Origin of the sequence: Streptomyces sp. NPDC057950 (assembly GCF_042887295.1) — a bacterium.
GTDB lineage: Bacteria > Actinomycetota > Actinomycetes > Streptomycetales > Streptomycetaceae > Streptomyces > Streptomyces kaempferi.
Window position 1 is genome coordinate 89,985 of sequence record NZ_JBHVPP010000015.1, and the last position, 24,168, is coordinate 114,152.

Genomic DNA, 24,168 nt, shown 5'->3' on the forward strand with positions numbered 1-24,168 from the left:
TTCCGCGAACCACCCCACCCGCCGACCTGCCCTGGCCCATCTGGATCTTTTGCGCCACTCCGCCCACGGAGGGAAAATGGCTGGTGATGGACCTACTAGAGCGAAAGGCCGTGCTCCAGGACCTCACCGGTCACCTGCAGGCGACCGTGAGCGGCCCTGGACGCCTCGCACTCGTGCGGGGCGAGGCCGGCATCGGCAAGACCAGCGTCGTCCGCCGTCTGGCCCAGCTGGCCGACCCCCGTATCCGGGTGCTGGCCGGTGCTTGCGACCCGCTGGCGACACCCCGACCTCTGGGCCCTCTGATGGACTTGGCTCCACGCCTGGGACCGGCGGTACGCACGGCCCTGACCGGGGCCCTGGCCGGCACCTGCCGGTCCGACGAGGTCTTCGACTGCCTGCTCGCCGACCTGAGTGCCTATCCCAGCCTGCTGGTGCTGGAAGACGTCCACTGGGCCGACGAGGCCACCATGGATCTGCTGCGCCACCTGGTGCGGCGTCTGCCGAGCGTTCCGGCCCTGGTGGTGGCCACCTACCGCGACGACGAGGTCGGCCGCACCCACCACTTGACCGCCCTCCTCGGTACTCTGGCGGGCTATTCGTGGGTGCACCGACACGACCTGGCACCCCTGAGCCGCCCGGCCGTGGCCCGGCTGGCCACCGGCCACGCCGTCGACGTCGAACAGCTCTACCACGTCTCCGCGGGCAACCCGTTCATCGTCACCGAGATCCTGGCCTCCCCGGCCGAGACCATCCCGGCCACGGTGCGCGAGGCCGTGGCCGGCCGCCTGGCCGGCCTCTCGGCCGCCGCACGCACGGTCGTCGACGTGCTGGCCGTCCTGGGGCACCGGGTCTCGCCACCGCTGCTGGCCGGTGTCCTGCCGACCCCGGAGGAAGCACTCGAGGAGGCCGTGGCCTGCGGAATTGTCCGCACAGACGGACAGGCGACCGAATTCCGCCATGAGCTGACCCGGCTCGCGGTGCTGGAGACCGTCCCCGCCGCATGCCGGCTGCGGGTGCACCAGCAGGTGCTGGCAGCGATGCGGGCCGGCCCGGTCACCGCGGATGATCTGGCGCTGCTGGCCGATCATTCCGAGGCCGCCGGCGATCCGACCGCCGTCTTGGAGTACGCGCCCGCGGCGGCCGCCCATGCCGCCGCGACAGGCGCGCACCGGGAAGCGGCCGCCCAGTACGCCCGCGCCCTGCGGTACGCCGACGGCCTGCCGCTCGACCAGCAGACCTCCCTGCTGGAAGGCCATGCGCAGGCATGTCTCCTGTCGAGCCGACTGGACGAGGCGGTCGAATCCCGTCGTACGGCGGTGCGGCTGCGCCGTACGGCGGGCGACCGGCTGCGCGAGGGGGAGAACCTGCGCCGGCTGTCGTACACGCTGTGGCCCGCCGGACGGACCGCCGAGTCGGGACGGACCGCCCTGGACGCGGTGCGGGTGCTCGAAGAACTGGGACCCAACGCGGAGCTGTCCCTGGCGTACCTGAACCTCTGCCGGCTGGCCTGCTACGAACACGAGGCGGTGGCGGTGACCGCCGCGCACGCCGAGAAGGCGATCGCTCTCGGTGAGCGCTTCGGCGACGAGGGGGTGGTCGTCCAGGCGCGCTTCCACGCCGCGGCGGCACGGATGCTGAACGAAGGGTGCGGCTGGGAGGACTGCGAGCAGGCGGTGTCCAGCGCGATGGCACAGGATCTGCCGGTGGACGCGGCCTCCTGTGCGCTGGTCATGTGCTGGTTCGCCGCGCTGCGGCATGACGTCGACCGGACCACCGCGGCCGTGACCCGGGCGGAAACCCACTGCCTCGATCACGACCTGCTGTTCCACCTGCTGTGCACGAGGATCTGGGGCAGCTGGGGGCTGTTGAACCGGGGCCTGTGGACCCAGGCGTCCGATGCCGCACAGGAAGTGCTGTCCCATCCCCACTCACCACCGATCGTCAGAGCGCTGGCCTTCACCGTGCTGGGACTGGTGCGCGCCCGGCGGGGCAAGGCCCAGGTGTGGCCGCTGCTCGAGCAGGCGGCGAGCCTCGTGGACCCGGACTGCCTGATGGCCACGGGTCCGGGATGGGAGGCCCGGGTCGAGGCGGCCTGGCTGTCCGGTGACCACGAGCGGGTTCGGGCGGAGGCACGACGCGGTCTGGACGCGTTGGCGGATCGCAGTCATCCCTGGCTGTCCGGGGCGCTGGCCTGCTGGATCCGCCGCGCCGGAGGGACACCCCCGCAGGTGCCGGCGGCCGAACCCTACGCGCTCGAGCTGGCCGACGACTGGGCCGGCGCCGCGGCACGATGGGACGCGCTCGGCTGCCCGTACGACGCCGCGCTGGCCCGCCTCTCCGGCGACGGACCCGCACTGCACCAGGCACTGGCAGCCCTTGAGGCCCTAGGCGCCCGGCCGGCCGTGGCGCGGACCCGCACCGTGATGCGTGCCCGGGGCGTCCGCCCGATCCGGCGGGGCCCCCGGGCGGCCACCCGGGCCAATCCGTACGGTCTGACCAACCGGGAGCTGGACGTCCTGAAGCTGCTGCACGAGGACCTGACGGATGCCGAGATCGCGGCCCGTCTCTACATCACTCCCAAGACGGCCGGGCATCACGTCGGCGCGATACTGAGCAAACTCGGCGTCCACACCCGCCACGAAGCCGCTCGCAAACTCCACCATTCCGATCGCCGATAGGTGCGGGCAGGACCTTATTTCCGTGCTGCTGAATGGCGCCGGGGACGCGGAGAGCATCCGACGCACATCCACCCGGCGTGGGACAATGGAACGCATCAGTACACTCGCAGCCAGCTTCGGCTTTCAGGGTGATGGGAATGAAGAAAGCAGCCTTGCGGAGTGTCGGACTGGTCGTGGCCTGCTGTTCTTTGGCGCTGGGCGCACGGGGTGCGTCAGCAGGTGAAGCAGACGCTCGTTCTCGGAATTCGTGGAGCGTATCCACGAGTTCGGCACTTCAGTGCTATGCGACGCGCGGCAGCCCGAATGACATCGTGTGCTACCGGAATTCATGGAAGGCCGAGTTCAGACACGGGGACGTGGTCTACGTCCCCATTCTCATTCAGGTGCCCGCGCCTTCGCATCCGTCTGTGACGATCGTCGACAGTCTGAACGACATACGTCCGAGCGCCACGACTTCCGACTGAGGCCTCGGGCCGTCCACCCGGCGCCCACCCGGCCCCGCCGTGCCGACGACCGCTCGCCCTGTGACCGTCCGGAAGGTCCTGGCGCGTACACGGCGGCCCGGTCGGACCGTTGCCCGTTGCCTGCGGTCACCCGCGAGAGGAGAGTCCCCCCTCTCCCGGCTCCGTGCCGGTTGCCGACGGGATTGCCGACAGGACGGCGCGGAGCTTCGCCCCGAGCTCCACCCAGGACAGGTCCGGGCCCTCCAGCTCGACAACAGCACTCCAGACAGCGGGCAACTCGGTGAACTCCATGAACGGCTCCCGGTGCATACGGACCACCCGGGCCGGGGGAATCACGGCTCCCGGCGGGCTGTCCACCGGGAGCACCGAGTCACCGAGGAAGACCCCCCGCTCCAGACTGACGCTGCGGGCGTGGCAGACCACCCGGTGCGCCGAAGGACGCTCGTAGACGATCAACACGTGCAGCAGTCCCACGGGCTCAGTGCTCGTCATTGCGCGGGTGCCTCCTTCGGGGTCCTGGGCGGATGAGGGAGCGATGCTCACTGCACGGAAGGTCCCGCGCACATCAACGCTGTGATCACCCCTGCTCGCTCCTTGAAGCGGTGGTGTGTGTCCCGTCCCGTACAGCAGCGAAGTACAGCAACTCGGCGGACCAGAGGCAACCGACCGAGCCCCCCGCCGACCCCGCTGACCGGCCAACTGACGCCCAACGGACGCCGCCGCGCGCGTAGTTCGCGCCGAGGGGGATGGCCGGCCTCCTCGGGCGACCGCCAACGGTTCTTGCGTGCGACGCCGGACAACGGCGCGCTCTCGCCCGAGGCGGCTGATCCACCTGCCAATTCCTTTGCGCGGCCGAGCAGGTCACTCCTAGCGTGCAAGCGCACAGGAACCGTGCGCCGGGGCGGCGCGCCACACGAATGAGGAGGAAGCGCCGTGGGAGTCATGGTCTCGGTCAGGGGCTGGCTGGAGTGTGACGACAGACAACTGGCCCAGATCAAGGAGATCGTGGAAGCAGACGATCCGGAGCGCACCTACAGCGGGGGCTGGGCCTTCCCTCCCCGGCAGTACAACTCCGGCGGGTGGGCCTTCTACGGGGGCGACATCCGCGCGGTGTCACTGGACTGGTTCGAGGAGAGGTTGCGTCAGATCGCGCGGATCCCGGCCTCGTACCAGGATGACGAGTACGACGAGAGGCCCCGGGGGCTGTTTCTGGTCAGCCACGACGTCGACGGCATGAGCGAGTGGAGGGTCCACAGCGGCGGCTTGGTGATCGGCCTCCCGGATGGGGATTACCGCTACCTCGACGCCTAGTGCACGCCAGTAGTCACGCGCATGCCGGAGGCATAGGTTCACTTCGACCGCGAACGGCAAGGGCGGGGGCGTTCACTCGATGGCGAAGAAGCCGGTACGTGCAGCACTGGGCGATGTCTGGCTCAGCTGCCAGGTCTGCAAAGGGGATCTGTTCCGAGAGCGGGATGTCCTGCTCAACAGCACCGGCATGGAGTTCTTGAAGCTGGCCTGGGCCGACGAGAACGCCACCGGCCTGATCTGCTGGCGGTGCGGCTATGTCCACCTCTTCGTCAACAAGGACATCAGGCTCTACCGGGCGGACAAGTAATGGACCGCCTGCGGCGGCTGACCCCGACAAGCGCGAACGGCAGCGGTCGAGACCGGACCCACCCCCTTGAACGATCACCCGAGCCGCAGAAGCCGTTGGTCGACGTTGGTGGACCCCCGTGATCGACCTGATAGGGATGGGGCCACCGGTCCAAGCAGGGCCCCTGGGTTTCCTGGGACACCACCGACCTTCGCATCAACCCGGCCGCGTGCCAGACTGCCCTTCATGACTTACAGCCGAAAGGTCCATGCCGCGTAGGCGCCCATCACGCCTGCGGGCGGACAACAGGCGCTTTGCTCCGCATCGCCGCTATTCGAAGCTCGGTCGGATCTCTGGCCCAGCTCAGGCACAGGTCATTCAGTTGGAGCGGACTCGTCTCCGACCCGGCCTGGTCAAGCAAGCTCTCACTCGGTGGAATGCCATCGCCCGTGCTCCGTGGGATCAACTCCCCTCGCCGTTCAGCGATCGGTGCGGAGTTCCGGACTGTTGCCCGGAACCGGCGGACGAGCGAGATCTGCTGGAACTAGCGATCCGCGCTCTCCCCAGGAAGACCGCGCGGGAGCTCCGCGACATCGTGCAGCCTCTCGATCTAAAGATCCTCGAACGTCCCGACGCTGTGCCGTACGGCAACCCGCCTCATCGATGGTGGCAAGACGCCTTCTGATGACCATGCCCCATCGTCGATCCGGTGCCGTACCACAGCGAAGTACGGCAACCACCACGACCGCGGCCGACCACTACCGGCCCCGGTCGTCCGATTGACGTGCTCGCCAGACCTCGGCGTCCCTCACGCCCATAGTTCGCATCGAGGAGCGCGACCGACAGGAACACATCACGACCTCGATCAGAAACGTGATGTGTTCCAGGTCTGCACGGGCCCGCTTCAGGCCACCGGGGCGGGTCGGGGCGCGGCTGCGGACGGGTCGCAGCGCCTCCATGTTCGGCTTGGCTACCTCTCCGGAGCTATGTACCGGATGTACCGGAGGCAGAACACTCCAGGCATCAGTGCCTGTATGAGGGTAGTTGCCCGCACGTCATAAGTGCAGGTCAGCACCACTTTCGCTTGGCCCGGGAATGACGGGCGCGAGGCCGGCAGGTTCACGACCTCGCGTCCAGGGTGATGTCTCAGCGCCACACGCGTACGGCATGTGCGTAAGCGTTGTGGGTGCGCCGCCCCGCGCCGGATCAACGAATTCCTGAGCGATCCTTCTGCCGGATGATTGTCGTCGGAGGGTGCCCCTCCCGGCCCGTCGTGCTCACCGCGCCTGGGTCCAGTCGCCCGCCTCCGTGCCCCGGATCCTCCGGCTCGGTCGCGGCGCCCGACCGGGTGCGTCTCGGTGGAGCACACGAACATCCAGGCGACCGCCCCGGCCCATGGCCTGGACGGTCGCGCGCCTCCTCCGTGTCGAATATGACGAAGTGTCATAATACGTCCCATTCCGTCAACCCGGTCGAGAGGATTGCTGTGACCATCTGTCAAACCGTGAGGGGGGTGGGCGCGCAGGAGACCCTCCCGTCGTCGGCACCGCCTGATCTTCGAGTGCGTCGCTCGTGGTGGGACGGGTTGCTGCGGACGCTGGTGGCAGGTCTCGTCGTGGCGGCCGGCCTGGCCCTGCCCATGGTGGCCCCGCAGCCCGCCCAGGCCGTGCCGCCCGGCACCTACGCCTACGTCACCAACTTCAACGCCGACACGGTGTCGGTGATCAACACACGGACGAACACGGTGGCGGTCACGGTTCCCGTAGGCAATGCGCCGTGGGAAGTGGCGGTGTCGCCGAACGGCACCCGCGCCTACGTCACCAACCGCGCCGACGGCACGGTGTCCGTGATCAACACCGCGACCGACACGGTCGTCGCCACCGTCCCCGTCGGCCTTGAGCCCCTTGGAGTGGCGGTGTCGCCGGACGGCACCCGCGCCTACGTCACCAACTTCCGAGCCAACACGGTGTCCGTGATCAAGACGAGCACGAACACGGTCGTCGCCACCATCCCCGTCGGCGCTGCTCCCATCGGGGTGGCGGTGTCGCCGAACGGCACCCGCGCCTACATCACCAATTCCGACGCCGACACGGTGTCCGTGATCAAAACGGCGGCGAACAGGGTCGTCGCCACCATCCCCGTCGGCGCCTTCCCGTTCGGGGTGGCTGTGTCGCCGAACGGCACCCGCGCCTACGTCACCAATTTGAACGCCGACACGGTGTCCGTGATCAAAACGAAGACCAACACCGTCGTCGCCACCGTCCGCGTCGGCGATGCGCCCCAGGGGGTGGCGGTGTCGCCGAACGGCACCCGCGCCTACGTCACCAACGCCGACGCCGACACGGTGTCCGTGATCAAAACGGCGACGAACAGGGTCGTCGCGACCATCCCCGTCGGCAATGCGCCTCGAGAGGTGGCGGTGTCGCCGAACGGCACCCGCGCCTACGTCACCAACGCCAACGCCGACACCGTGTCCGTGATCAAAACGGCGACGAACAGGGTCGGCGCCACCATCCCCGTCGAGGACCTCCCGTTCGGGGTGGCGATCGGGGTCGTGCCCCGCCCAGGCCACGGCAAGCCGGGTCACGGTAAGCCGGGCCACGACCGGTCAACCACGGCCACCGTCCCGGCCCCCGGTAATCGCACACAGGCATGACGAACGCCCCGGCGCCGGCCGCCCACCCTCGGACCACCGACGCCGGGGCACCGCGTGACCACGCAACCCCGTCCTTGCGGAACTGCAACGCACCACAAGAAATGCCGAGCGCCGGGAAGGTGCTGGAGAGGATCGGCAAGTAATCGCGAGGGAGGCAATGGCACGGCTTGACTCAGCCCTGGGCCGAGATGCCAGTGGCTGGAGCAGCCTCTCGAGGACGCAACCGGCAGGTTGTCAGGGTCGGCCCCCCGCGGCCACGGGCGAGGGCACACAAGAATGCCGACTCGCCCAGGCGCAGGTCAGAGAGCTTCCTTCGATGGAGTGATCGGCTCGCCCGACTTACGTACCACCGGCAGAACGCTCCAGGCATCAGTGCCTGTATGAGGGTAGTTGCCGGCACGCCATAAGCGCAGGTCAGCACCATTTCGCTTGGCCCGAACACGACGAACGCGAGGCCGGCACGGCGGGGGCGCTCAGACTCCGGGATGGACGGGGCGCCGTTCGCGAGTGCTGGCCCACGGGGGCGTGCGTGGAGTGCTTCCGTCCCATCAGCCATCGACCCAGGCAGAGCCGAGCAGACGCGGCCCCTGGCGTCCAGGTCGTTCGTACAGTGGCGCGCTCCACCTGGACGCCAGGAACCACGCCCGCTCCACGGTGTGTGGGCCGACGGCAGACGGGATGGAAGCCGAGGAGGGTGGTGGGTGATGCGATCCGGCCGTGGCAGCGGTCGATGCGTCGAGCACGCGTTGAACCCTGGCCGACAGTCCGGGCGTGACTCCGGATGCGAGGACGATGGGCGAGCGATACCCTGCCCGGGTATTGTCCAGCCAGGCCGGTACGTGGACACGCGCAAGGAAGGGGAACGGCTGTGGATAGCGGACAGGCAGGCAACCGGCGAGTCGCCCGGCTGCTCGCGGTGTGCGCAGTCCTGTTCGGCCTGTTCTTCATGCATGGCGCTCCGGCCACTGCCGCCGGCGGCTGCCACGGGGCGATGCCAGCGATGTCCTCCTCACCGATGTCCGACGGCCATGACGTTGCCCCGGCGACCATGCGCCATGCACCGGACGCGCATCAGCCGGGCCTGAGCATGCGCCACGCGGATGCCTCGGGGATGTCCGGGGTCCTGTGCCTCTCCACACCGGCGTCCAAGCGAATCCCCCTGCCGACGCCGAGCCTGCTCGCGGTGGCCGCTCTCGCCGTGCTGGCTTGCTGGATGCCCGCAGGACTTCGGGCGGCGATGAGCCCGACGGGGCGGCGGGCTCCGCCGACTAGCGGACGGGATCTACTGCTTCAGGTGTGCATCGCACGGACGTGACACAGACACGACGCCGACTTTCGGCAACGGCCGCCGGTTCGGCCCCGTGTCCTGTTCACTTCCGCGCGCCACCGGTGTGGTGCGCCCACCCGGAAAGACCACCATTCGATGTTCGATTCATCTCGCTTCACCGTGCGCCGCCGTGCTGTCGCTGTGGCCGGTACGGCAGCCGCTCTCGCGCTGACTCTGGCCGCCTGCGGCTCCTCGGGCGACTCCTCGCCCATGCCCGGCATGGACCACGGCGCCAAGCCCTCCGCATCCTCGTCGCAGAGCGCATCACCCTCGATGGGTGACATGCCGGGCATGGACAACATGTCCGACGGGAACGGACTGTCCAACACCCAGGACGGCTACCGCCTCACCTCGAAGGACACGACCCTGCCGTTCGGCCAGCAGGCCGCCTACCGGTTCACAGTCACTGGCACGGGGGACAAGCCCGTCACCAGCTTCGCCCTCGACCAGACCAAGCGGATGCACTTCTACGCCATCCGCTCCGACCTGACCGGCTTCCAACACATCCACCCCACGATGGCCCCGGACGGCACCTGGACGGCCGATCTGACCTCCCTGGCACCCGGCTCCTGGCGCACGTTCGCCAGCTTCACACCCGACAGCGGGACAGGGAAGGGCAAGGACTTCGTTCTCAGCCGCACCGTCACCGTCCCCGGAAACGCCACGAAGACCCCGCTGCCCGCGCCGGCCACCACCGCGGAGGCCGACGGGTACACCGTCACCGTCCAGGGCGAACCGATGGCCGGCATGGCCCACCCCCTGAGCGTCAGCGTGTCCAAGGACGGCAAGCCGGTCACCGACCTTCAGCCCTACCTGGACACCTACGCCCACCTGACCGCCTTCCACGAGGGCAACCAGGAGTTCGCTCATCTCCACCCGACCACCAAGGTCACCGGCGACAACGGAGGCCCGGATTTGGCCTTCCACGCCGAACTGCCCACCGCAGGCAACTGGCGACTGTTCCTGCAGTTCCAGACCGGCGGCAAGCTCCACACCACTGCCCTGACCCTGCACGTCGGGTAACGCCCGGACGGGGCGCCGTCCCAGGCGGCGGCGCCCCGTCCGATTTTCAGGTCTGACACCAGCACCTGACACCAACAGACGCGAACGCGGGCGGTCGACGTCGAACCTCAGTGGCCAGCAGGACCAGGCAGACGACGGGTCGACCGACGTCGACGGGCCCTGGGACCGACCTGATAAGGATGAGGCCAGATCTCGAAGCATCGGCCTGTACGGGTGCCGACCACACTGGTGGCCGGCACCCGTCAACTGCCGCTGTGAACGGCTAGAACCTGGTCGGGTTGTACAACTCCGCCGATGCCAGGGGCCCGGAGCCGCCGGCAGCCAGGACCTTGCCGTTGGTGAGCAGGGTGGCCGTGAAGCCCGAGCGTGCCTGGTTCATGGAGCCGGTGGCGCGCCAGGTTCCGGTGAGCGGGTTGTACAACTCCGCCGAAGTCAGGAAGCCGGTGTCGTTGCCGCCGCCTGCGACCAGGACCCTTCCGTTGAGGAGCAGAGTCGCCGTCGGAAAGTCGCGGGCGTCGTGCATGGACCCGGTGATCCGCCAGGTACCCGTGTGGGGGTTGTAGACCTCCGCGGATGCCAGGGCGCCGACGTCGTTGTTGCCGCCGCCCGCGACCAGGACCCTGCCGCCGGGCAGGAGCGAGGCTGCCGCGTGCGAGCGGGCGTCGTGCATGGACCCGGTGACTCTCCACGTGCCGGTGCGCGGGTTGTACAGCTCCGCCGAGGTCTGGGGGTCGAAGTTGCCGTCCAGCCCGCCCGCGGTCAAAACCTTGCCGTCGTAGAGCCGCGTGAGGGTCTGCCGGGAGCGAGCGTTGTGCATGGACCCGGTGAGACGCCAGGTACCGGTACGAGGGTTGTACACCTCCGCCGACGCCAGATTCCCGGTGTCTCCACTGCCTCCCGCGGTCAGGGCCTTCCCGTCGGACAGCCGGGTCGCGGCCGCTTCGAAGCGTGCGTCGTGCAGGGAGCCGGTGACACGCCAGGTACCCGTGCGCGGGTCGTACAGCTCCGCGGACGCCAGGATGCCGGTGTCACCCAGACCCCCGGAGACCAGGACCTTGCCGTTGGGCAGCAGGACGGCCGTCGCGGCGGAGCGGGCGTGGTGCAGGGAGCCGGTGACACGCCAGGTACCCGTGCGCGGGTCGTACAGCTCCGCGGACGCCAGGTTGCTGGTGCTGCCGCTGCCGCCGGCGACCAGCACCTTGCCGTTGGGCAGCCGGGTCGCGGTCGCAGCGAAGCGCCCGGCGTGCATGGAACCGGTGACGCTCCAGGTGCCGGGAGCAGCCGCGGCACCGGACACCACGTGCGCGCGGGGAGCGGCGTGAGCGGGGGCCGTCAGCGAGACCAGGACCAAGCCGACCGCTGCCCACAGCGCGGCAGCAATGGCGAAGGCCCGCGATGCAGCAGGCCCGTAGGCCGGAGGGCGCGTGCCCCCGCCCGGCATACGACCCACTTTTCGCAGAAGGAGGTTCATGAACCCACTTTCTGCTGATATGAGGAGTTCTGGATGTTCATTCGTGCGTGCGTCCCGACAACACCACACGGACGGACGCGCCGGTCTGGACAGATCGCCGTCGGCATGTACCGGTCGGCAGCCGGCGACGGCTACCGGGCGCGCGGCCCCACAGCCGGTGTTCTCCGGAGAATCGGTCGCGTCACTCCAACCCGAGACCTGTGCACTTCGGGCCGGGGCTACAACGCCTCTGTGTTCGGCCTGGCTACCTCTCCGGACCTATGTACCGGAGGCAGAACACTCCACGGGAAGTTGATCCACTCGTCGGTCCGCTTCCACACGTACTCGCACTTCACGAGTGAGTGGGGCTTCTCGTAGATCACGGCGCTGCGGACCTCGGCGACGGTGTCGACGCAGAAGTCGTGGACGAGCTTGAGCGTCTTGCCCGTGTCGGCGACGTCGTCCGTGATCAGGACCTTCTTGTCGGAGAAGTCGATCACGTTGGGGACGGGGGCGAGCATGACGGGCATCTCGAGCGTGGTTCCGACGCCCGTGTAGAACTCGACGTTCACCAGGTGGATGTTCTTGCAGTCGAGGGCGTACGCGAGACCGCCCGCGACGAAGACACCGCCGCGCGCGATGGAGAGCACTATGTCCGGCTCGTACCCGTCGTCGACGATGGTCCGGGCGAGTTCGCGGACGGCGGTGCCGAACCGCTCGTAGGTGAGGTTCTCCCGCGCTCCGGTCATGCTCGCGCCCTCAGACCTGGGTCCGGTGGAAGTTGAGGAAGGACCGGGAGGCGGTCGGTCCGCGCTGCCCCTGGTAGCGGGAGCCGTACCGGTCGCTGCCGTACGGGAACTCGGCCGGCGAGCTGAGCTGGAACATGCACAGCTGCCCGATCTTCATGCCCGGCCAGAGCTTGATGGGCAGCGTCGCCAGGTTGGACAGCTCCAGGGTCACGTGCCCGGAGAAGCCGGGATCGATGAACCCCGCGGTGGAGTGCGTGACGAGGCCGAGCCGCCCGAGGGAGCTCTTGCCCTCGAGCCGCGAGGCGAGGTCGTCCGGCAGCGTGATGACCTCGTACGTACTGGCGAGGACGAACTCGCCGGGGTGCAGGATGAACGGCTCGTCACCCTCGGGCTCGACCAGCCGCGTCAGATCCGCCTGCTCGATGGAGGGGTCGATGTGGGGGTAGCGGTGATTCTCGAACACCCGGAAATAGCGGTCGAGCCGCACGTCGATACTCGACGGCTGCACCATGGATTCGTCGTACGGAGCGATCCGCACCCGGCCGGCGCCGATCTCGGCCCGGATGTCCTTGTCTGAGAGAAGCACGCCCCGAGGATACGCGTGGGGCTGCCCACAATTGTGGACAGCCCCACGCCTGCACCTGCTGAGACCGCTCGGCGGTTGCCGCTACTGCTTCTCCAACGCCACCGGAACGACGTTCCGCAGCCGCGCGCACCGCGGGCACCGGATCAATCGACCGGGTCCGAGCCGCTCGGCCTTCTGCATCGGGAACGAAGCGGTGCTGAACACGTGCCCCTCGGCACATCGGACGACGGTGCGCTCCATCAAGTCCACGGAGTCCCTTCCCCAAGAGCCTGCGTCAGGCACTGGCGTGACCGACGACGAAAGCCACATTACGGGATGAACGGGACGGCTCTCCAGGCGGCACTCCGACCCCGCCAGGACCCTCTCCCTCGCCTCCACCGTACGCCCCAACTCCGTTCCCCTGCAGCCGTGTCCATCCCCCGAAACGCGCGCCGGCCCCGCGGCTTCAGCGCCGGGGGCCAGGCATGAGGTAGAGTGAGCGGGCATTCGACACCGGCTCGGCCGGCGTCTTACGCGGGTGTAGTTTAGTGGTAGAACATCAGCTTCCCAAGCTGAGAGTGCGAGTTCGATTCTCGTCACCCGCTCCAATTCGAACCCCCAGGCCATCGGCCCGGGGGTTGTTTGTTGTCTATTCCAATTTGTGGGCGGCGTGCCCTCTGCGTGCCTAAGACGTCGTTCACGGCCCGTGCGGTAGCAGCCGAGGTCGCCGTTGACGGCGGGATGCGGGCCGGGGTGGCGGAGGAGGACGAGGGCTTCTTCCTGCTGTTCGACCAGACGCTTCAGTTGAAGGAATTCGCCGGCTCCGCGATCTCCAGGAACACAGCGGGAAGCGCGGCCTCCAGGACTTGCCTGCGTGGCAGGGAAAGGCCGAAGTATCGTTCGATGATCTCCAGTGCGGTGCGGTGCACTTCCCGGCGAGGCACATCGGCGTCTGGCAGGCCGGCAGCAGCCAGCATCTCCTCGACGCGTACCGCCACCTCGCGGTCACCGTTCACGCCGTCGTATCCCCATGAACCGTCCAGGTGGAGATTGAAGGCACACATGAGACGATCGTCATGGAGATAGGAGAACTGAGGCGGTACCGGCTTTCCGTTCTCCTCTTCGTATTCCAGCTGGAATACGTGTGCACCACCCCGAGAGACAGGTGGCCGCGGGCCGAACTCCGCTTGCCAGCCTCCGTACTTCACCACGAAGACCCATCCATCGATCTCTCCATAACGCAGACCTATTGCAGGGTAGGGGCCCGAAGGGCCGTCTTCCACGACATCGATCAGGTCCTTGCTGGTGAGGTGGGCCAGGCTACGCGCCGTGCGCGTCGGCCCGAACACTGTCGCGGTCAGCCGAGACACCAGCTCTTCGGCATCCAACCCTCGAGCGAGCACCACGCTGTAGCCACCGAAGGCGATCGCCTGGGGAGCGGCAAGCCATGCAATTCCATCGGTCATGGCGATCATCGTGACGCACCTCTGCCTGGCGTGTCACGAGGCCCCACGGCCACAATCCTCCAGCGAAGCCATTGCCCCTGACGCGTTCACTCGCCAACTGAAGTGCCGCGCCATATTCGAAACGGACGTGAACTCACGAACCGCCCTCTTGAAGCCTCAAGTCAGCGGCCTGCGGCTGGTTATTGACGAGCCGTCGCTGCGTTTCGCGGGCCTCTCACCGTCGACGACTGGGCACGCGGAGGGCACTAGTTCCTTGAGGCGGCAGCCGCCCGCATCGCAGCACGGCGCTGACCTGCTCTTCGGCATAGCCGGGCGAGAGGTCGGCACGGTCCGAGCCACCAGCCCGCCGATCCCGGACAACACTCCAGGTGAACCGATGAAACCCCCAGGTCGATGACCCGGGGGTTCTTTGCCGTCCGGACCGGTGGGCAGGGCGCGCCCTCGATCCCGGTCCACCGGCCCGCCACCGGGTGACCCCGCCGGCACGGCCGCGGCTTCCCGTATTTCCCGGTGTGAGTCAGCGAGTGGCGGGTGGTCCCGATTTCACGAGTCCCGACTGGTAGGCGGCAACGACGAGTTGGGCTCGGTCGCGGGCGTGGAGTTTGGTCATGGCGCGTTGGACGTGGGTGCGGATGGTCAGTGGGCTGAGGCAGAGGGTGTCCGCGATGTCCGTGTTGGACATACCGCGGGCAGCCATGATCATCACTTCTCGCTCGCGTGCGGTGAGCGAGCTGATCCGGTCCGGCAGCCCTGTGTCGGAGGCCGGCTCGGGTGTGACGAGAAAGCGGCTGACGAGCATCTTGGTGGCGGCCGGGGACAGCAGGGCGTCGCCGTCCGCGACGGTGCGGATCGCGCCGAGGAGGACGTCCGCGGTGACGTCCTTGCCGAGGAACCCGCTCGCTCCGGCGCGCAGCGCGCGGGCGACGTACTCGTCGGTCTCGAACGTGGTGAGGATGAGGATGCGCACGCCCGCGAGGGAAGGGTCGGCACAGATGGCGGTCGTGGCGGCAAGGCCGTCGGTGCCTGGCATGCGGATGTCCATGACGACGATGTCGGGGTGGAGTGTTCCCGCGAGGGTGACGGCCTCCGCGCCGTCCGACGCTTGACCGACGACTTCCAGGTCGTCGGCGGAGTCGATCAGGATGCGGAAGGTGTCCCTGAGGAGGGTGTGATCGTCTGCGAGGAGCACTCGGATGGTCATGGGGTTCCCGGATCAGAAGTTGAGGGGGAGCTCGGCGACGGCGGTGTACCCACCGTCGGGGCGGGGGCCCGCGGTGAATCGGCCTCCGGCGGACAGGGCACGTTCCCGCATGCCGATGAGTCCGTACCCGGAATTCACGGACACCGGGGCGGTGGTGGCCGGGTGTCCTCGCTCGTTGGTGATCTCGATCTTCAGTACGTCGTCCGTATAGGTCAGCGTCACTTGTGCCACAGGGGTTCCAGCGTGCTTGGAGACGTTGGTGAGTGCCTCTTGGACGATCCGGTAGGCGGTCAGGTCCACGGCGGGGGAGAGCGGCTGGGCCGCTCCCTCGGTCGTGACGGTGACATCGAGTCCCGCGGTCGCGAGCGACGCGACCATGGTGGGGAGCTGCTCGAGTTTCGGGGCCGGCTGGAGAGGCGAGTCGGAGTCCTCCGGGTGGCGCAGCAGCCCTACCGTCGCCTTCAGTTCGCGCAGGGCGGTGGCGGTCGTGCCGCTCAGGCCGGTGAGCATGTGCTCCGCCTGTTCGGGGTCGTCGCGGATGAGGTGCGCGGCGGTGGCCGCCTGGGCGTTGGCGAGGGTGAGGTGGTGGGCCACGACATCGTGGAGTTCGCGGGCGATGCGTACACGTTCCTCCGCCACCCGGCGCAGTGCCTCCTCCTCTCGGGTGTGTTCCGCGTGTTCGGCGCGGGCCCGCAGTGAGTCGGTGAACGCGCGGCGCAGCCGTAGAGCGGAACCCCAGGCGACGGGGAGGAGCAGTGCCAGAGCGGGGTTCAGGGTCACGATGATGAAGCTGGCGTAGCGGGGTGCCCGCACGATCGCGAGGGGGACCATGAGCACCACGACCCCGAGGCCGAAGAGGTGGGCGGTCCGGCGCTCGTCGAGGAGCGCCAGCCAGAACAACGCCACCATGACGGGGGCGAGCAGCAGCATGGTGGTGAGGTAGCCGAGACCCACCGCGGCGATGGCGCAGGCCCCGGTGACGACGACGACCGGGCGAGGACGGGTTCGTCGCCACAGCAGGGCGGCGGTGGCGACGACGCCCAGGACCAGCCCTGGCCACCAGGCGATCGGTTCCCTCACGTCCCACGTGCCGAGGAAGCTCGCGGAGGCCACGCAGGCGAGCACGAAGGTCAGCAGGGCCGCGTCCATGACGTGCGGGTGGTCGAGAGCGAAACGGCGGGCGGCGCTGGGCATCGCGGTCTCCGGTTGCAGTGGCTTTCGGACTCATGGTGGGGCATCCACCGGCGAAGGCCGGTGAGGGCCGCCCGGCGACATCGGGTGGCCCTCACCCAGGTGCACTCAGATTCCGGCGGTTTCCAGTGGCTTCTCGTCGGGCTGGGTCGCGGGGATGTCGCTTCGGGCGAGCGCTTCGCCTTCGATGTCGACGCGGGGGAGCGTGCGGTCGAGCCATCGGGGCAGCCACCAGGCCCGGTGGCCGAGGAGCGCTAGGACAGCAGGTACGAACGCCATGCGGACGACGAAGGCGTCGAAGAGGACGGCGATGGCGAGACCGAAACCGATCATCTTGATCATCGATTCCCCGGCGGTGATGAAGCCGGAGAACACACTCATCATGATCAGTGCTGCCGCGGCGACGACGCGTGCGCTGTGACCGAAGCCGGTGACCATGGCGTGGCCCGGGGTCTGGCCGTGGACATACGCCTCCCGCATGCGGGACACGAGGAATACCTGGTAGTCCATGGCCAGGCCGAAGACGATGCCGACGAGGAAGATCGGCATCATGCTCATGATCGGGCCGGTCTGTTCGACGCCGAGGAGGTCGGCGGCCCAGCCCCACTGGAAGACCGCGACGACCGCGCCCAGCGAGGCCAGGACGGACAGGAGGAACCCGACGGCCGCCTTGACGGGCACCAGGACGGAGCGGAAGACGACGAGCAGGAGCAGGAAGGCCAGCCCGACCACGACGGCCAGGTAGGGGATCAGCGCGCTCTGCATCTTCTGCGCGACATCGATGTTGGCCGCCGTCGTCCCGGTGACCTGGAACGTCGCGCCCGTCGCCCTCTCCAGCCCCGAGCGCTCACCGCGGATGGTCTGGACGAGATTCTTCGTCTCCTCGCTGGTGGGCGGGGTGGACGGCGTGGCGGAGAGGATCGCGGTGTCCCCGGCTTGGTTGAAGCGCGGCTCGGACACGGACACGACGCCGTCCGTCGAAGCGATCCTCTGCGCGATGGTGTTCACCGCTCCGGTCGCGTCGGGGGTGCGCTGAGCGTCGACCACGATGGTCAACGGGCCGTTGAAGCCGGGGCCGAAACCGTCCGCGAGGGCGTCGTAGGCACGTCGTTCGGTGGTGGAGGTGGGCTTGGCCTCGTCGCCGGAGGTGCCCAGCTGAAGATCGGCCACCGGCAGGGCGAGTGCTCCGAGACCGACGACGGACAGCAGGAGGACCGGCAGAGGGCGACGCAGCACGAAGCGGGCCCATCTCGATTCCTTGATGCCGACTGCCGCCTCCGTGACGGCCGCGAGGTGCTGCTCGTCCGATTGCCCGGCCGTGCGGACGCGGCGGCGCAGATGCCGGGGCATGACCGCGTTCGGCCAGAACCCGAGCAGCGCGGGAACCAGCGTCAGCGCGATGATCACGGACAGCAGGACCGCTCCGGCGGCGGCGAGCCGCCCTTTGGTGAGCATGGGGACGCCGACGATCGAGACCGCGAGGCCCAGCATGGTGGCGAGGGTCCCCGTCGAGGACGAGAGGCCGAAGGCACTTCGCCCGGAACGGGTCCACCACGCTCGCGACCTGGCTCCCGGCAGCTGCATCGGTGACCGTCTTCTCGATGGCCTGCCGGTTGTCGGCGGCCGTGACCCTCTGTCCGTCGGGCGCGACGAAGACGATACGTGCGCTCGCGCCGTCGGCTGCGGTTCCTGGGAAGCGCTGGTCGATGAGGTCGAAGGCCTTCTGGGATTCGATCCCCGGCATCGACGACGAGTCGTCGGCACCGGCAGCGGCGGTGAGGCCCTTGAAGCCGACGACGGCCAGGACGGCCATCCACAGCAGCAGGACCCAACGGCGTTTCCGGAAGGCCGTCCGGCCCAGCCGGTAGAGGAAGGACGCCATGACAGGGAAGCTCCACATCTGGTCTCGGGAATCTTCCGCAAGACTCCAGGACCAGGGCTGTTCCGTCGTCGTGCAGCTGCTGGCAATCCCCTCTACTGCACTCGCACTACTCCGGTCCGCCGGATCCGCACCGGGGAAGGACCCACCACCCGGGGCCGCAGGTCATGCGCAGGTAAAATGCTAGGATCCGGCCACTCGCCTGGGGGGTGTCTCAACGTCACGTGTGCCGCGCGTCCATGACCCGCGGCTGATGACGCATGCACAAGCCTCTCCGAGCCTTCGCCTACCGTCCTTGGAGAGGTCCTGCATGGGCAGACGTGCGCTCGTACGAGGCGCCACCGCCGCCACCGTTTCCTTCACGCTCGCCCTCGGGCTCGGCCCGCTCACGGCCGGCAGTGCGCACGGGGAGGCGGTCACCGGAGAGGTGATCGTGCCGGCCACCACGTCCATGGTTCCCAGGACGGGTCTGCTGAGCGCGGGGCCCTCGGGATTCCTCCGGTACGAGGAGGGCCGTGGCCAGCTGTGGACGACGTACGACGGTGTCGACACGGTCGTCGACGCCTCGGGCACGGACGCGTACGGCGTGACGAGTGCCGGCGCGGGTTCGGACGTCGTCGCCCACTTCGACAGCTCCGCCAGGGTCGTGACACTGCGGAACATGACCTCGGGTCAAGTCGGTACGGTCGCGCTGCCCGAGGGGCACTCCTACTTCAGCACGCTCGGGTCGACGGTCGTCACGACGACGGGGACCCCGGGCGACTCCCGGTGGCATCTGCTCGACGCCCGGGACGACGGCTCCCTCTCCGACCGCACGGTGGAGGGCGTGCCCTCCGGCGTCTACACGGAGTCCGCCGCCGGGCTGGGCGACGCGCGCGGACAGGTGGTGCAGTACCGGAAGGGCGACGACACCGTCACCGGGTGGCTCGACATCGGGCAGGCGCGCTTCACCGCCCTGCCGTACAGCATGCAGTCGTGGTACTACCTCGTCGCGCTCAGCCCCACCCACCTGGTGTGGTACGACAACGGCACCCTGCGCGTCGCCTCCCGCCAGAACCCGGCCGCCGCCGTACGGAGCGTGGCGGTCGGTGACATCACGCAGGTACTGGGCATCGTCGGCGACACCGTGATCGTGTCCCGCTACGACTCCTCCCTGGGCAGCAGGGACACCTACCGCGCGGTCTCGCGCGTCGAGGCCGTCCCCCTCGACGGATCCGCGCCGCGGACGCTGCTGGCCCGGACGTCCCGGCAGGCCGTGGCGACTCCGGACGGCGGGCTCCTGGTGGCGGGCGGCGCCGACCCGGACCACTGGGGCGTCTCCCTCGTCGAGGCCGCCGCGGGCGGCGGGGTCACCGTGCGCCGGATCGCGGACGCTTATCCGCCGAAGAGCGCCCACACGGTCTCTCAGTTCACCTTCGCCCAGGGCCGGCTGACGACCGTGGAACTGGACCCCGTGGGTGACTGGTCGTACCTCCACACCCGGGAGACCGGCGTGGCCGGGTCCCCCACGGCGGGGGCGCGCACCCCGCGCGGCCGCATCGTGGTGGAAGCCTACGCGGGAGGCCGCCCGCGTCTCCTCGACACCGGCGACGGCCGGACGGTCGTCTCCGGTCACGGCACGGGGGCCGCCGAGCAGCCCCAGGTCCTCGGGGCCGGCCGGTCGCTGCCCGGCACCCGGATCGACAGCTCCCGCACCTACCGGACCGCGACCGCCGCGAACGGCCGCTTCGCCGCCCTGGCCAGGCCGTACGACAGCGCCGGCAAGACGGAGACCCGGATCGTCGACCTCGATTCCGGACGCACCGTGTACACGACGACGGAGAGCGTACGGGCGATATGGGGCACCACCGTGTGGGTGATGTCCGGCAACGACACCGTGGTCCCCTACGACCTGCTGACCGGGAAGCAGGGCGAGCCCGTGTGGTTCGGTCGCGGCTGCCTGCTGAACGACTTCCAGGCGGTCGGCCGGTGGCTGCTGTGGAACTGCGTGCTCAACTCGGAGGGCCAGGGCGTCTACGACACCGTCACCAAGCGGAATCTGACGCTCGTGCAGGGTTCCGGCTGGGAGCAGGCACGGCTCGGTGACGGCTTCGTCGCGACGGCCGCGGCCGGACAGCTCAAGGTGATCGACGTGCGCGGCGGGACCCCCGTGGCGCACACCGCGGGCGAGTTCGAGGGCAACGCCTGGGACGTCGACCCGTACACCGGTGTGATCGCCCAGCTCCGCTCCGACAACTCCATCCGTCTGACCTCCAGCGACGTGCCCGTCTCCGCCCTCGCCCAGCGCGACGCCACCGTCGCCGCCTCGGCCGACGTCAAGGGCGGCACCGCGCAGTGGGGCCCGAAGTGGTGGCTGAACAAGCCGGCGGCCTCCTGGACCCTCGTGATCGGCGACAGGGCCGGCAAGACCGTACGCACGCTCTCCGGCGCTCTGACGCGCGGTGTGGTGAGCCCGGCCTGGAACGGCAAGGACGGCTCCGGCCGGCTGGTGCCCAATGGCGCCTACACCTGGAAGCTGACCGTCACCCCCGCGGACGGGCAGGGCGCGGCCCTGACGAGGACGGGTCCGGTCAAGGTCACCGGGGCCGCCGCGGTCCGCCGCGACTTCGTCGGGTCGGACGGCTTCGGCGAGCTGGCGACGCTCAACGGCTCCGGCGGCCTGACGTACCAGTACGGGACGGGCAAGGGGACGTTCACCGGCAAGGTGACGGGTTCCGGGTGGCCGACGACGGTGAAGGCGGTGCCCTTCGGCGACCTGAGCGGTGACCGCTGCAACGACGTGCTCGTGCGGTTCAGCAGCGGCTCGCTGCGCGCCTACCGGCCCGCGTGCGGGACGGCGGTGACGCCGTCCACCGCGTACACGTCGCTGGGCACGGGCTGGAACCAGTACGACGTGCTGACCTCGCCCGGGGACGTCAGCGGCGACGGCCGGGCCGACCTGATCGCCCGCCAGTCCTCGACCGGCGACGTCTACCTCTACAAGGCGACGAGCACGGGCACGTTCTCGGCCAGGGTGAAGATCGCGTCCAAGTGGACGGGGTACAAGAAGGTCGTGGGTGCCGGTGACCTCAACGGCGACGGTCACGGTGACCTGCTGGCCCAGGACAGGTCGAACGAACTGTGGCGCTACGACGGCACGGCGACCGGCACGTTCAAGGCCCGCGTGAAGGTCTTCAACGACTGGGGCTCGTCGTACGACGTGATCGTGGGCGTGGGAGACATCACCGGCGACGGCAGAGCCGACGTGGTCTCCCGCGACACCTCCGGCAACGTCTGGCGCAACAACGGCAACGGCGCCGGCTCCTTCGGCGGCCGCACGAGGATCGCCACCGGCTGGCAGGGATACAAGGGCTTGTTCTGAGCCCGGCTCCGCCGCCGCACGACGGGCCCGGACGACGCGTTTCGTCCGGGCCCGTCCCCTGCCCGACGTCCCGTGCCCGACGTCCCCGGCACGTCCTACGCGTCGCGGAAGAGCATGCTGCCGACGGCCAGAGCGCCGGCCCGCCCCGGCCACGGCACGGGGACACCGGGGCGGGGTGGGCGCGGCTCCGTCTCCGGCTCCGGCTCCGGCTCCGGCTCCGGGGAGGCAGGCCCTACTGTGATCCCCGTGAGGCAGACAGGCGCTGGGAAGGATGATCGGCGATGACGCCCCTGAGCACCGGGGACCCGGAGTCCATAGGCGGGTACACCCTTCTCGGCCGGCTCGGGGCGGGCGGCATGGGAGTCGTCTATCTGGGAGTCGCCGCCTCGGGACGGCAGGTCGCGGTCAAGCTCGTGCACGGGCCGTACGCCCAGGAGGAGGAGTTCCGGACGCGCTTCCGGCAGGAGATCGAGGCGGCGCGCAGAGTGAGCGGCGCCTTCACCGCTCCTGTCGTGGACGCCGACCCGGACGCCGACCAGCCGTGGATGGCGACGCTCTATGTGCCGGGGCTCAACCTCGCCGAAGTCGTGGAGAGGGACGGCCCGTTGAGCCTGCGGGAACTGCGCGCGCTGGGGCTGGGGCTCACCGATGCGCTGCGCGACATCCAGCGCGCGGGCCTGGTGCACCGGGACCTCAAACCGCGCAACGTCCTGATGACCGAGGACGGGCCGCGCGTCATCGACTTCGGCATATCGCGGGCTGCCGACCACCAGAGCCTCACCACGACCGGGCGGATGATCGGCACTCCGCCCTTCATGTCACCGGAACAACTGGCCGCTCCCCGGGACGTCACCCCGGCCTCGGACGTGTTCTCGCTGGGCTCGCTGCTGGTGTTCGCGGCCGTCGGCACGGGACCGTTCGACGCCGACAGCCCGTACATAACGGGCTATCAGGTGGTGTTCGGGACCCCGGACCTCGGCGGCGTGCCCGAGGCGCTCCTGGGCATTGTCGAACGCTGCCTGGACAAGGACCCCGCCGCACGGCCGGAACTGACGGACATACACCGCATGCTCCGGGCGCTGCCGGAATCCGGCGCCACCGGGCCCCCGAAGACCGGACAGTCCGCGAAACCCCGGCGCCGACCCGCTTCCCGGAGCGCGGCCACCCCCTCCGCGGGCGCCGCGACGGGCCTCGGTACCGGCGGGCGACGCCGGACCCGGATGCTGCTCACCGGCCTCGGTGCGGTGCTGGCCGTCACGGCGCTGGGTATCGGGGTGGGTGTCTCCGTGTCCGGCCCGGACACCCCCGCCACCGCCCCCGCCACCGCCTCGGCCAGCGCCCGGCCCGCGTCACTGCCCGACGGCTGGCGTCCGTGGCGGGCGGGACTGCGGTACGACGTGAAGGGTGTCCCTCTCGACTACGACAGCCCTGGATGTGTGGCGCAGGGAAGCGCCCTGTTCTGCGGCGGTACGGGTTTCACGGCCGCCAGGATCGACGCGGCCTCCGGCCGCACCCTGTGGCGGGCCGGCACCCGCCCTCAGGGGACGCAGCCGGTCGGCGTTCGCGACGGGCTGGTCTACATGTACGAGGAACCGGACGACAGGACCAGGCGCGTGGTGGCCCTCGACGCCGGTACCGGGCACCGGCGGTGGCAACGCGACATCAGCACCTCCGAGGAGGCCGTCCTGTACGACGGCGGACTGCTGACCCTGTCCCCCGACTCCTCTTCGTTCGTGGCTTACGGGCCTTCCGGAAAGGAACTGTGGCGGGCACCCTCCCTGGACGAGTACTGCGCTCCGTCGGTGCTGGGAGGTGCCCCCTACGCCCTGTGCTCGGCGGGCAGCGAGCCCGGACGGACCCCGCTCCGGCTGATGAAGCCCGGACCCGGCGGCCTGACCGGAACGGCCACACTGCCCAAGAAGGCTGAGGCGCTCGGCGCTGTCGACGGGCAACCCCTGTTCCTCGCCCCCCAGACCGCGAAGGACGTGTACGAAGCCGGGTACGAACGGCCGTACAACGCGCTGCTGCGGGTGGCCCCGGGAACCGGGCAGGTCAGACGGATACCGCTGGCACACCCGCTGAAGGGCGCGGCCACCCTCGTGGACGGCGTCGTCTACTTCGTCCGGTCCGACGGATCGGTCACCGCGGTGTCGGCGGACAGCGGCCGACAACTCTGGCGGAGGACGACGGACGTGGAGAGTCTGTCCGCGCCCGCGGTGTCGGCGACGTACAAGCGGGTCTATTTCTCCAACCGCTTCGGCCGTCTGCTGGCACTGGACAGCCGCACCGGAGCGGAGGTCTGGCGCACCTCCGCACTGGACGACCCCGGGGACAAAGTGCAGAGCTACCCGCCGCGCGTGCTGCTCGTCAAGGACGCGATCGTCGCGATGGCCGGTGACACGGCCTTCTCCCGGAGCCCCGACGGGCCCACCTGACCGGCCGGGGCGATCACCGCGCACCGTGCGGATCGTCCCTGGGCGTACGTCGGGCAGGTCCGGCAAGGTCATCTGTCATGTACCAGTGTTAATATCCGCCCGCTTGTTCGGGGGGATGGGGCCCTC

General features: G+C 69.4%; 13 protein-coding genes, 1 tRNA gene and 1 pseudogene. 7 read left to right on the forward strand and 8 right to left on the reverse strand.

The features are described 5' to 3' along the window. Positions 1 to 86 precede the first annotated feature (86 nt). Positions 87 to 2,678 (forward strand): helix-turn-helix transcriptional regulator, encoded by a 2,592-nt coding sequence (locus ACFVTC_RS24460; protein WP_390130312.1) that lies wholly within the window; start codon positions 87 to 89, stop codon positions 2,676 to 2,678. Positions 2,679 to 3,268: 590 nt separating this feature from the next. Here the strand turns inward: ACFVTC_RS24460 and ACFVTC_RS24465 are convergent. Further along, positions 3,269 to 3,634, reverse strand: coding sequence for a hypothetical protein (locus ACFVTC_RS24465; RefSeq protein WP_390130315.1), 366 nt, complete (start codon positions 3,632 to 3,634; stop codon positions 3,269 to 3,271). 450 nt (positions 3,635 to 4,084) lie between these two features. Between ACFVTC_RS24465 and ACFVTC_RS24470 the strand changes: the two genes are divergently transcribed. The 3 genes from ACFVTC_RS24470 (at position 4,085) to ACFVTC_RS24480 (ending at position 9,745) form a co-directional block, all read left to right on the forward strand. Next, positions 4,085 to 4,453: a hypothetical protein gene (locus ACFVTC_RS24470; RefSeq protein WP_390130549.1), complete on the forward strand. Its 369-nt coding sequence runs from the start codon at positions 4,085 to 4,087 to the stop codon at positions 4,451 to 4,453. 1,718 nt (positions 4,454 to 6,171) lie between these two features. Then, positions 6,172 to 7,395 (forward strand): beta-propeller fold lactonase family protein, encoded by a 1,224-nt coding sequence (locus ACFVTC_RS24475; protein WP_390130551.1) that lies wholly within the window; start codon positions 6,172 to 6,174, stop codon positions 7,393 to 7,395. Between the two features lie 1,423 nt (positions 7,396 to 8,818). Continuing rightward, positions 8,819 to 9,745 carry a hypothetical protein gene (locus tag ACFVTC_RS24480; protein WP_390130318.1) on the forward strand — a complete coding sequence of 309 codons (927 nt, stop codon included), beginning with the start codon at positions 8,819 to 8,821 and terminating at the stop codon, positions 9,743 to 9,745. Between the two features lie 262 nt (positions 9,746 to 10,007). On the opposite strand, the gene ACFVTC_RS24485 is transcribed toward ACFVTC_RS24480, so the two are convergent. The 3 genes from ACFVTC_RS24485 to dcd all read right to left on the reverse strand — a co-directional run bounded on the left by ACFVTC_RS24485 (position 10,008) and on the right by dcd (position 12,530). Further along, positions 10,008 to 11,216: a Kelch repeat-containing protein gene (locus ACFVTC_RS24485; protein ID WP_390130321.1), complete on the reverse strand. Its 1,209-nt coding sequence runs from the start codon at positions 11,214 to 11,216 to the stop codon at positions 10,008 to 10,010. Between the two features lie 218 nt (positions 11,217 to 11,434). Next, positions 11,435 to 11,944, reverse strand: a complete 510-nt coding sequence (locus ACFVTC_RS24490; RefSeq protein WP_390130323.1) for a phosphoribosyltransferase — start codon at positions 11,942 to 11,944, stop codon at positions 11,435 to 11,437. Between the two features lie 10 nt (positions 11,945 to 11,954). Then, positions 11,955 to 12,530, reverse strand: coding sequence for a dCTP deaminase (dcd, locus tag ACFVTC_RS24495; protein ID WP_168529197.1), 576 nt, complete (start codon positions 12,528 to 12,530; stop codon positions 11,955 to 11,957). Between the two features lie 513 nt (positions 12,531 to 13,043). Between dcd and ACFVTC_RS24500 the strand changes: the two genes are divergently transcribed. Next, positions 13,044 to 13,117: transfer RNA gene (locus ACFVTC_RS24500), tRNA-Gly, on the forward strand. 192 nt (positions 13,118 to 13,309) lie between these two features. Here ACFVTC_RS24500 and ACFVTC_RS24505 read toward each other — a convergent pair. From ACFVTC_RS24505 to ACFVTC_RS24520, 4 genes and pseudogenes are all read right to left on the reverse strand, one after another. Further along, the gene (locus ACFVTC_RS24505) at positions 13,310 to 13,984 is read right to left on the reverse strand and encodes a hypothetical protein (protein WP_390130326.1); all 675 of its coding nucleotides are present in this window, start codon (positions 13,982 to 13,984) and stop codon (positions 13,310 to 13,312) included. Between the two features lie 508 nt (positions 13,985 to 14,492). Further along, positions 14,493 to 15,176: a response regulator gene (locus tag ACFVTC_RS24510; RefSeq protein WP_390130328.1), complete on the reverse strand. Its 684-nt coding sequence runs from the start codon at positions 15,174 to 15,176 to the stop codon at positions 14,493 to 14,495. A gap of 12 nt (positions 15,177 to 15,188) precedes the next feature. Further along, positions 15,189 to 16,370 carry a sensor histidine kinase gene (locus ACFVTC_RS24515; RefSeq protein WP_390130330.1) on the reverse strand — a complete coding sequence of 394 codons (1,182 nt, stop codon included), beginning with the start codon at positions 16,368 to 16,370 and terminating at the stop codon, positions 15,189 to 15,191. A 105-nt stretch (positions 16,371 to 16,475) separates the two neighbouring features. Next, positions 16,476 to 18,249: pseudogene (locus ACFVTC_RS24520) on the reverse strand (MMPL family transporter). A 307-nt stretch (positions 18,250 to 18,556) separates the two neighbouring features. Between ACFVTC_RS24520 and ACFVTC_RS24525 the strand changes: the two are divergent. After that, positions 18,557 to 21,607 carry an FG-GAP-like repeat-containing protein gene (locus ACFVTC_RS24525; RefSeq protein WP_390130332.1) on the forward strand — a complete coding sequence of 1,017 codons (3,051 nt, stop codon included), beginning with the start codon at positions 18,557 to 18,559 and terminating at the stop codon, positions 21,605 to 21,607. Positions 21,608 to 21,888: 281 nt separating this feature from the next. Then, complete coding sequence (locus ACFVTC_RS24530; RefSeq protein ID WP_390130333.1) at positions 21,889 to 24,042, forward strand: PQQ-binding-like beta-propeller repeat protein; 2,154 nt, start codon at positions 21,889 to 21,891, stop codon at positions 24,040 to 24,042. Positions 24,043 to 24,168 lie beyond the last annotated feature (126 nt).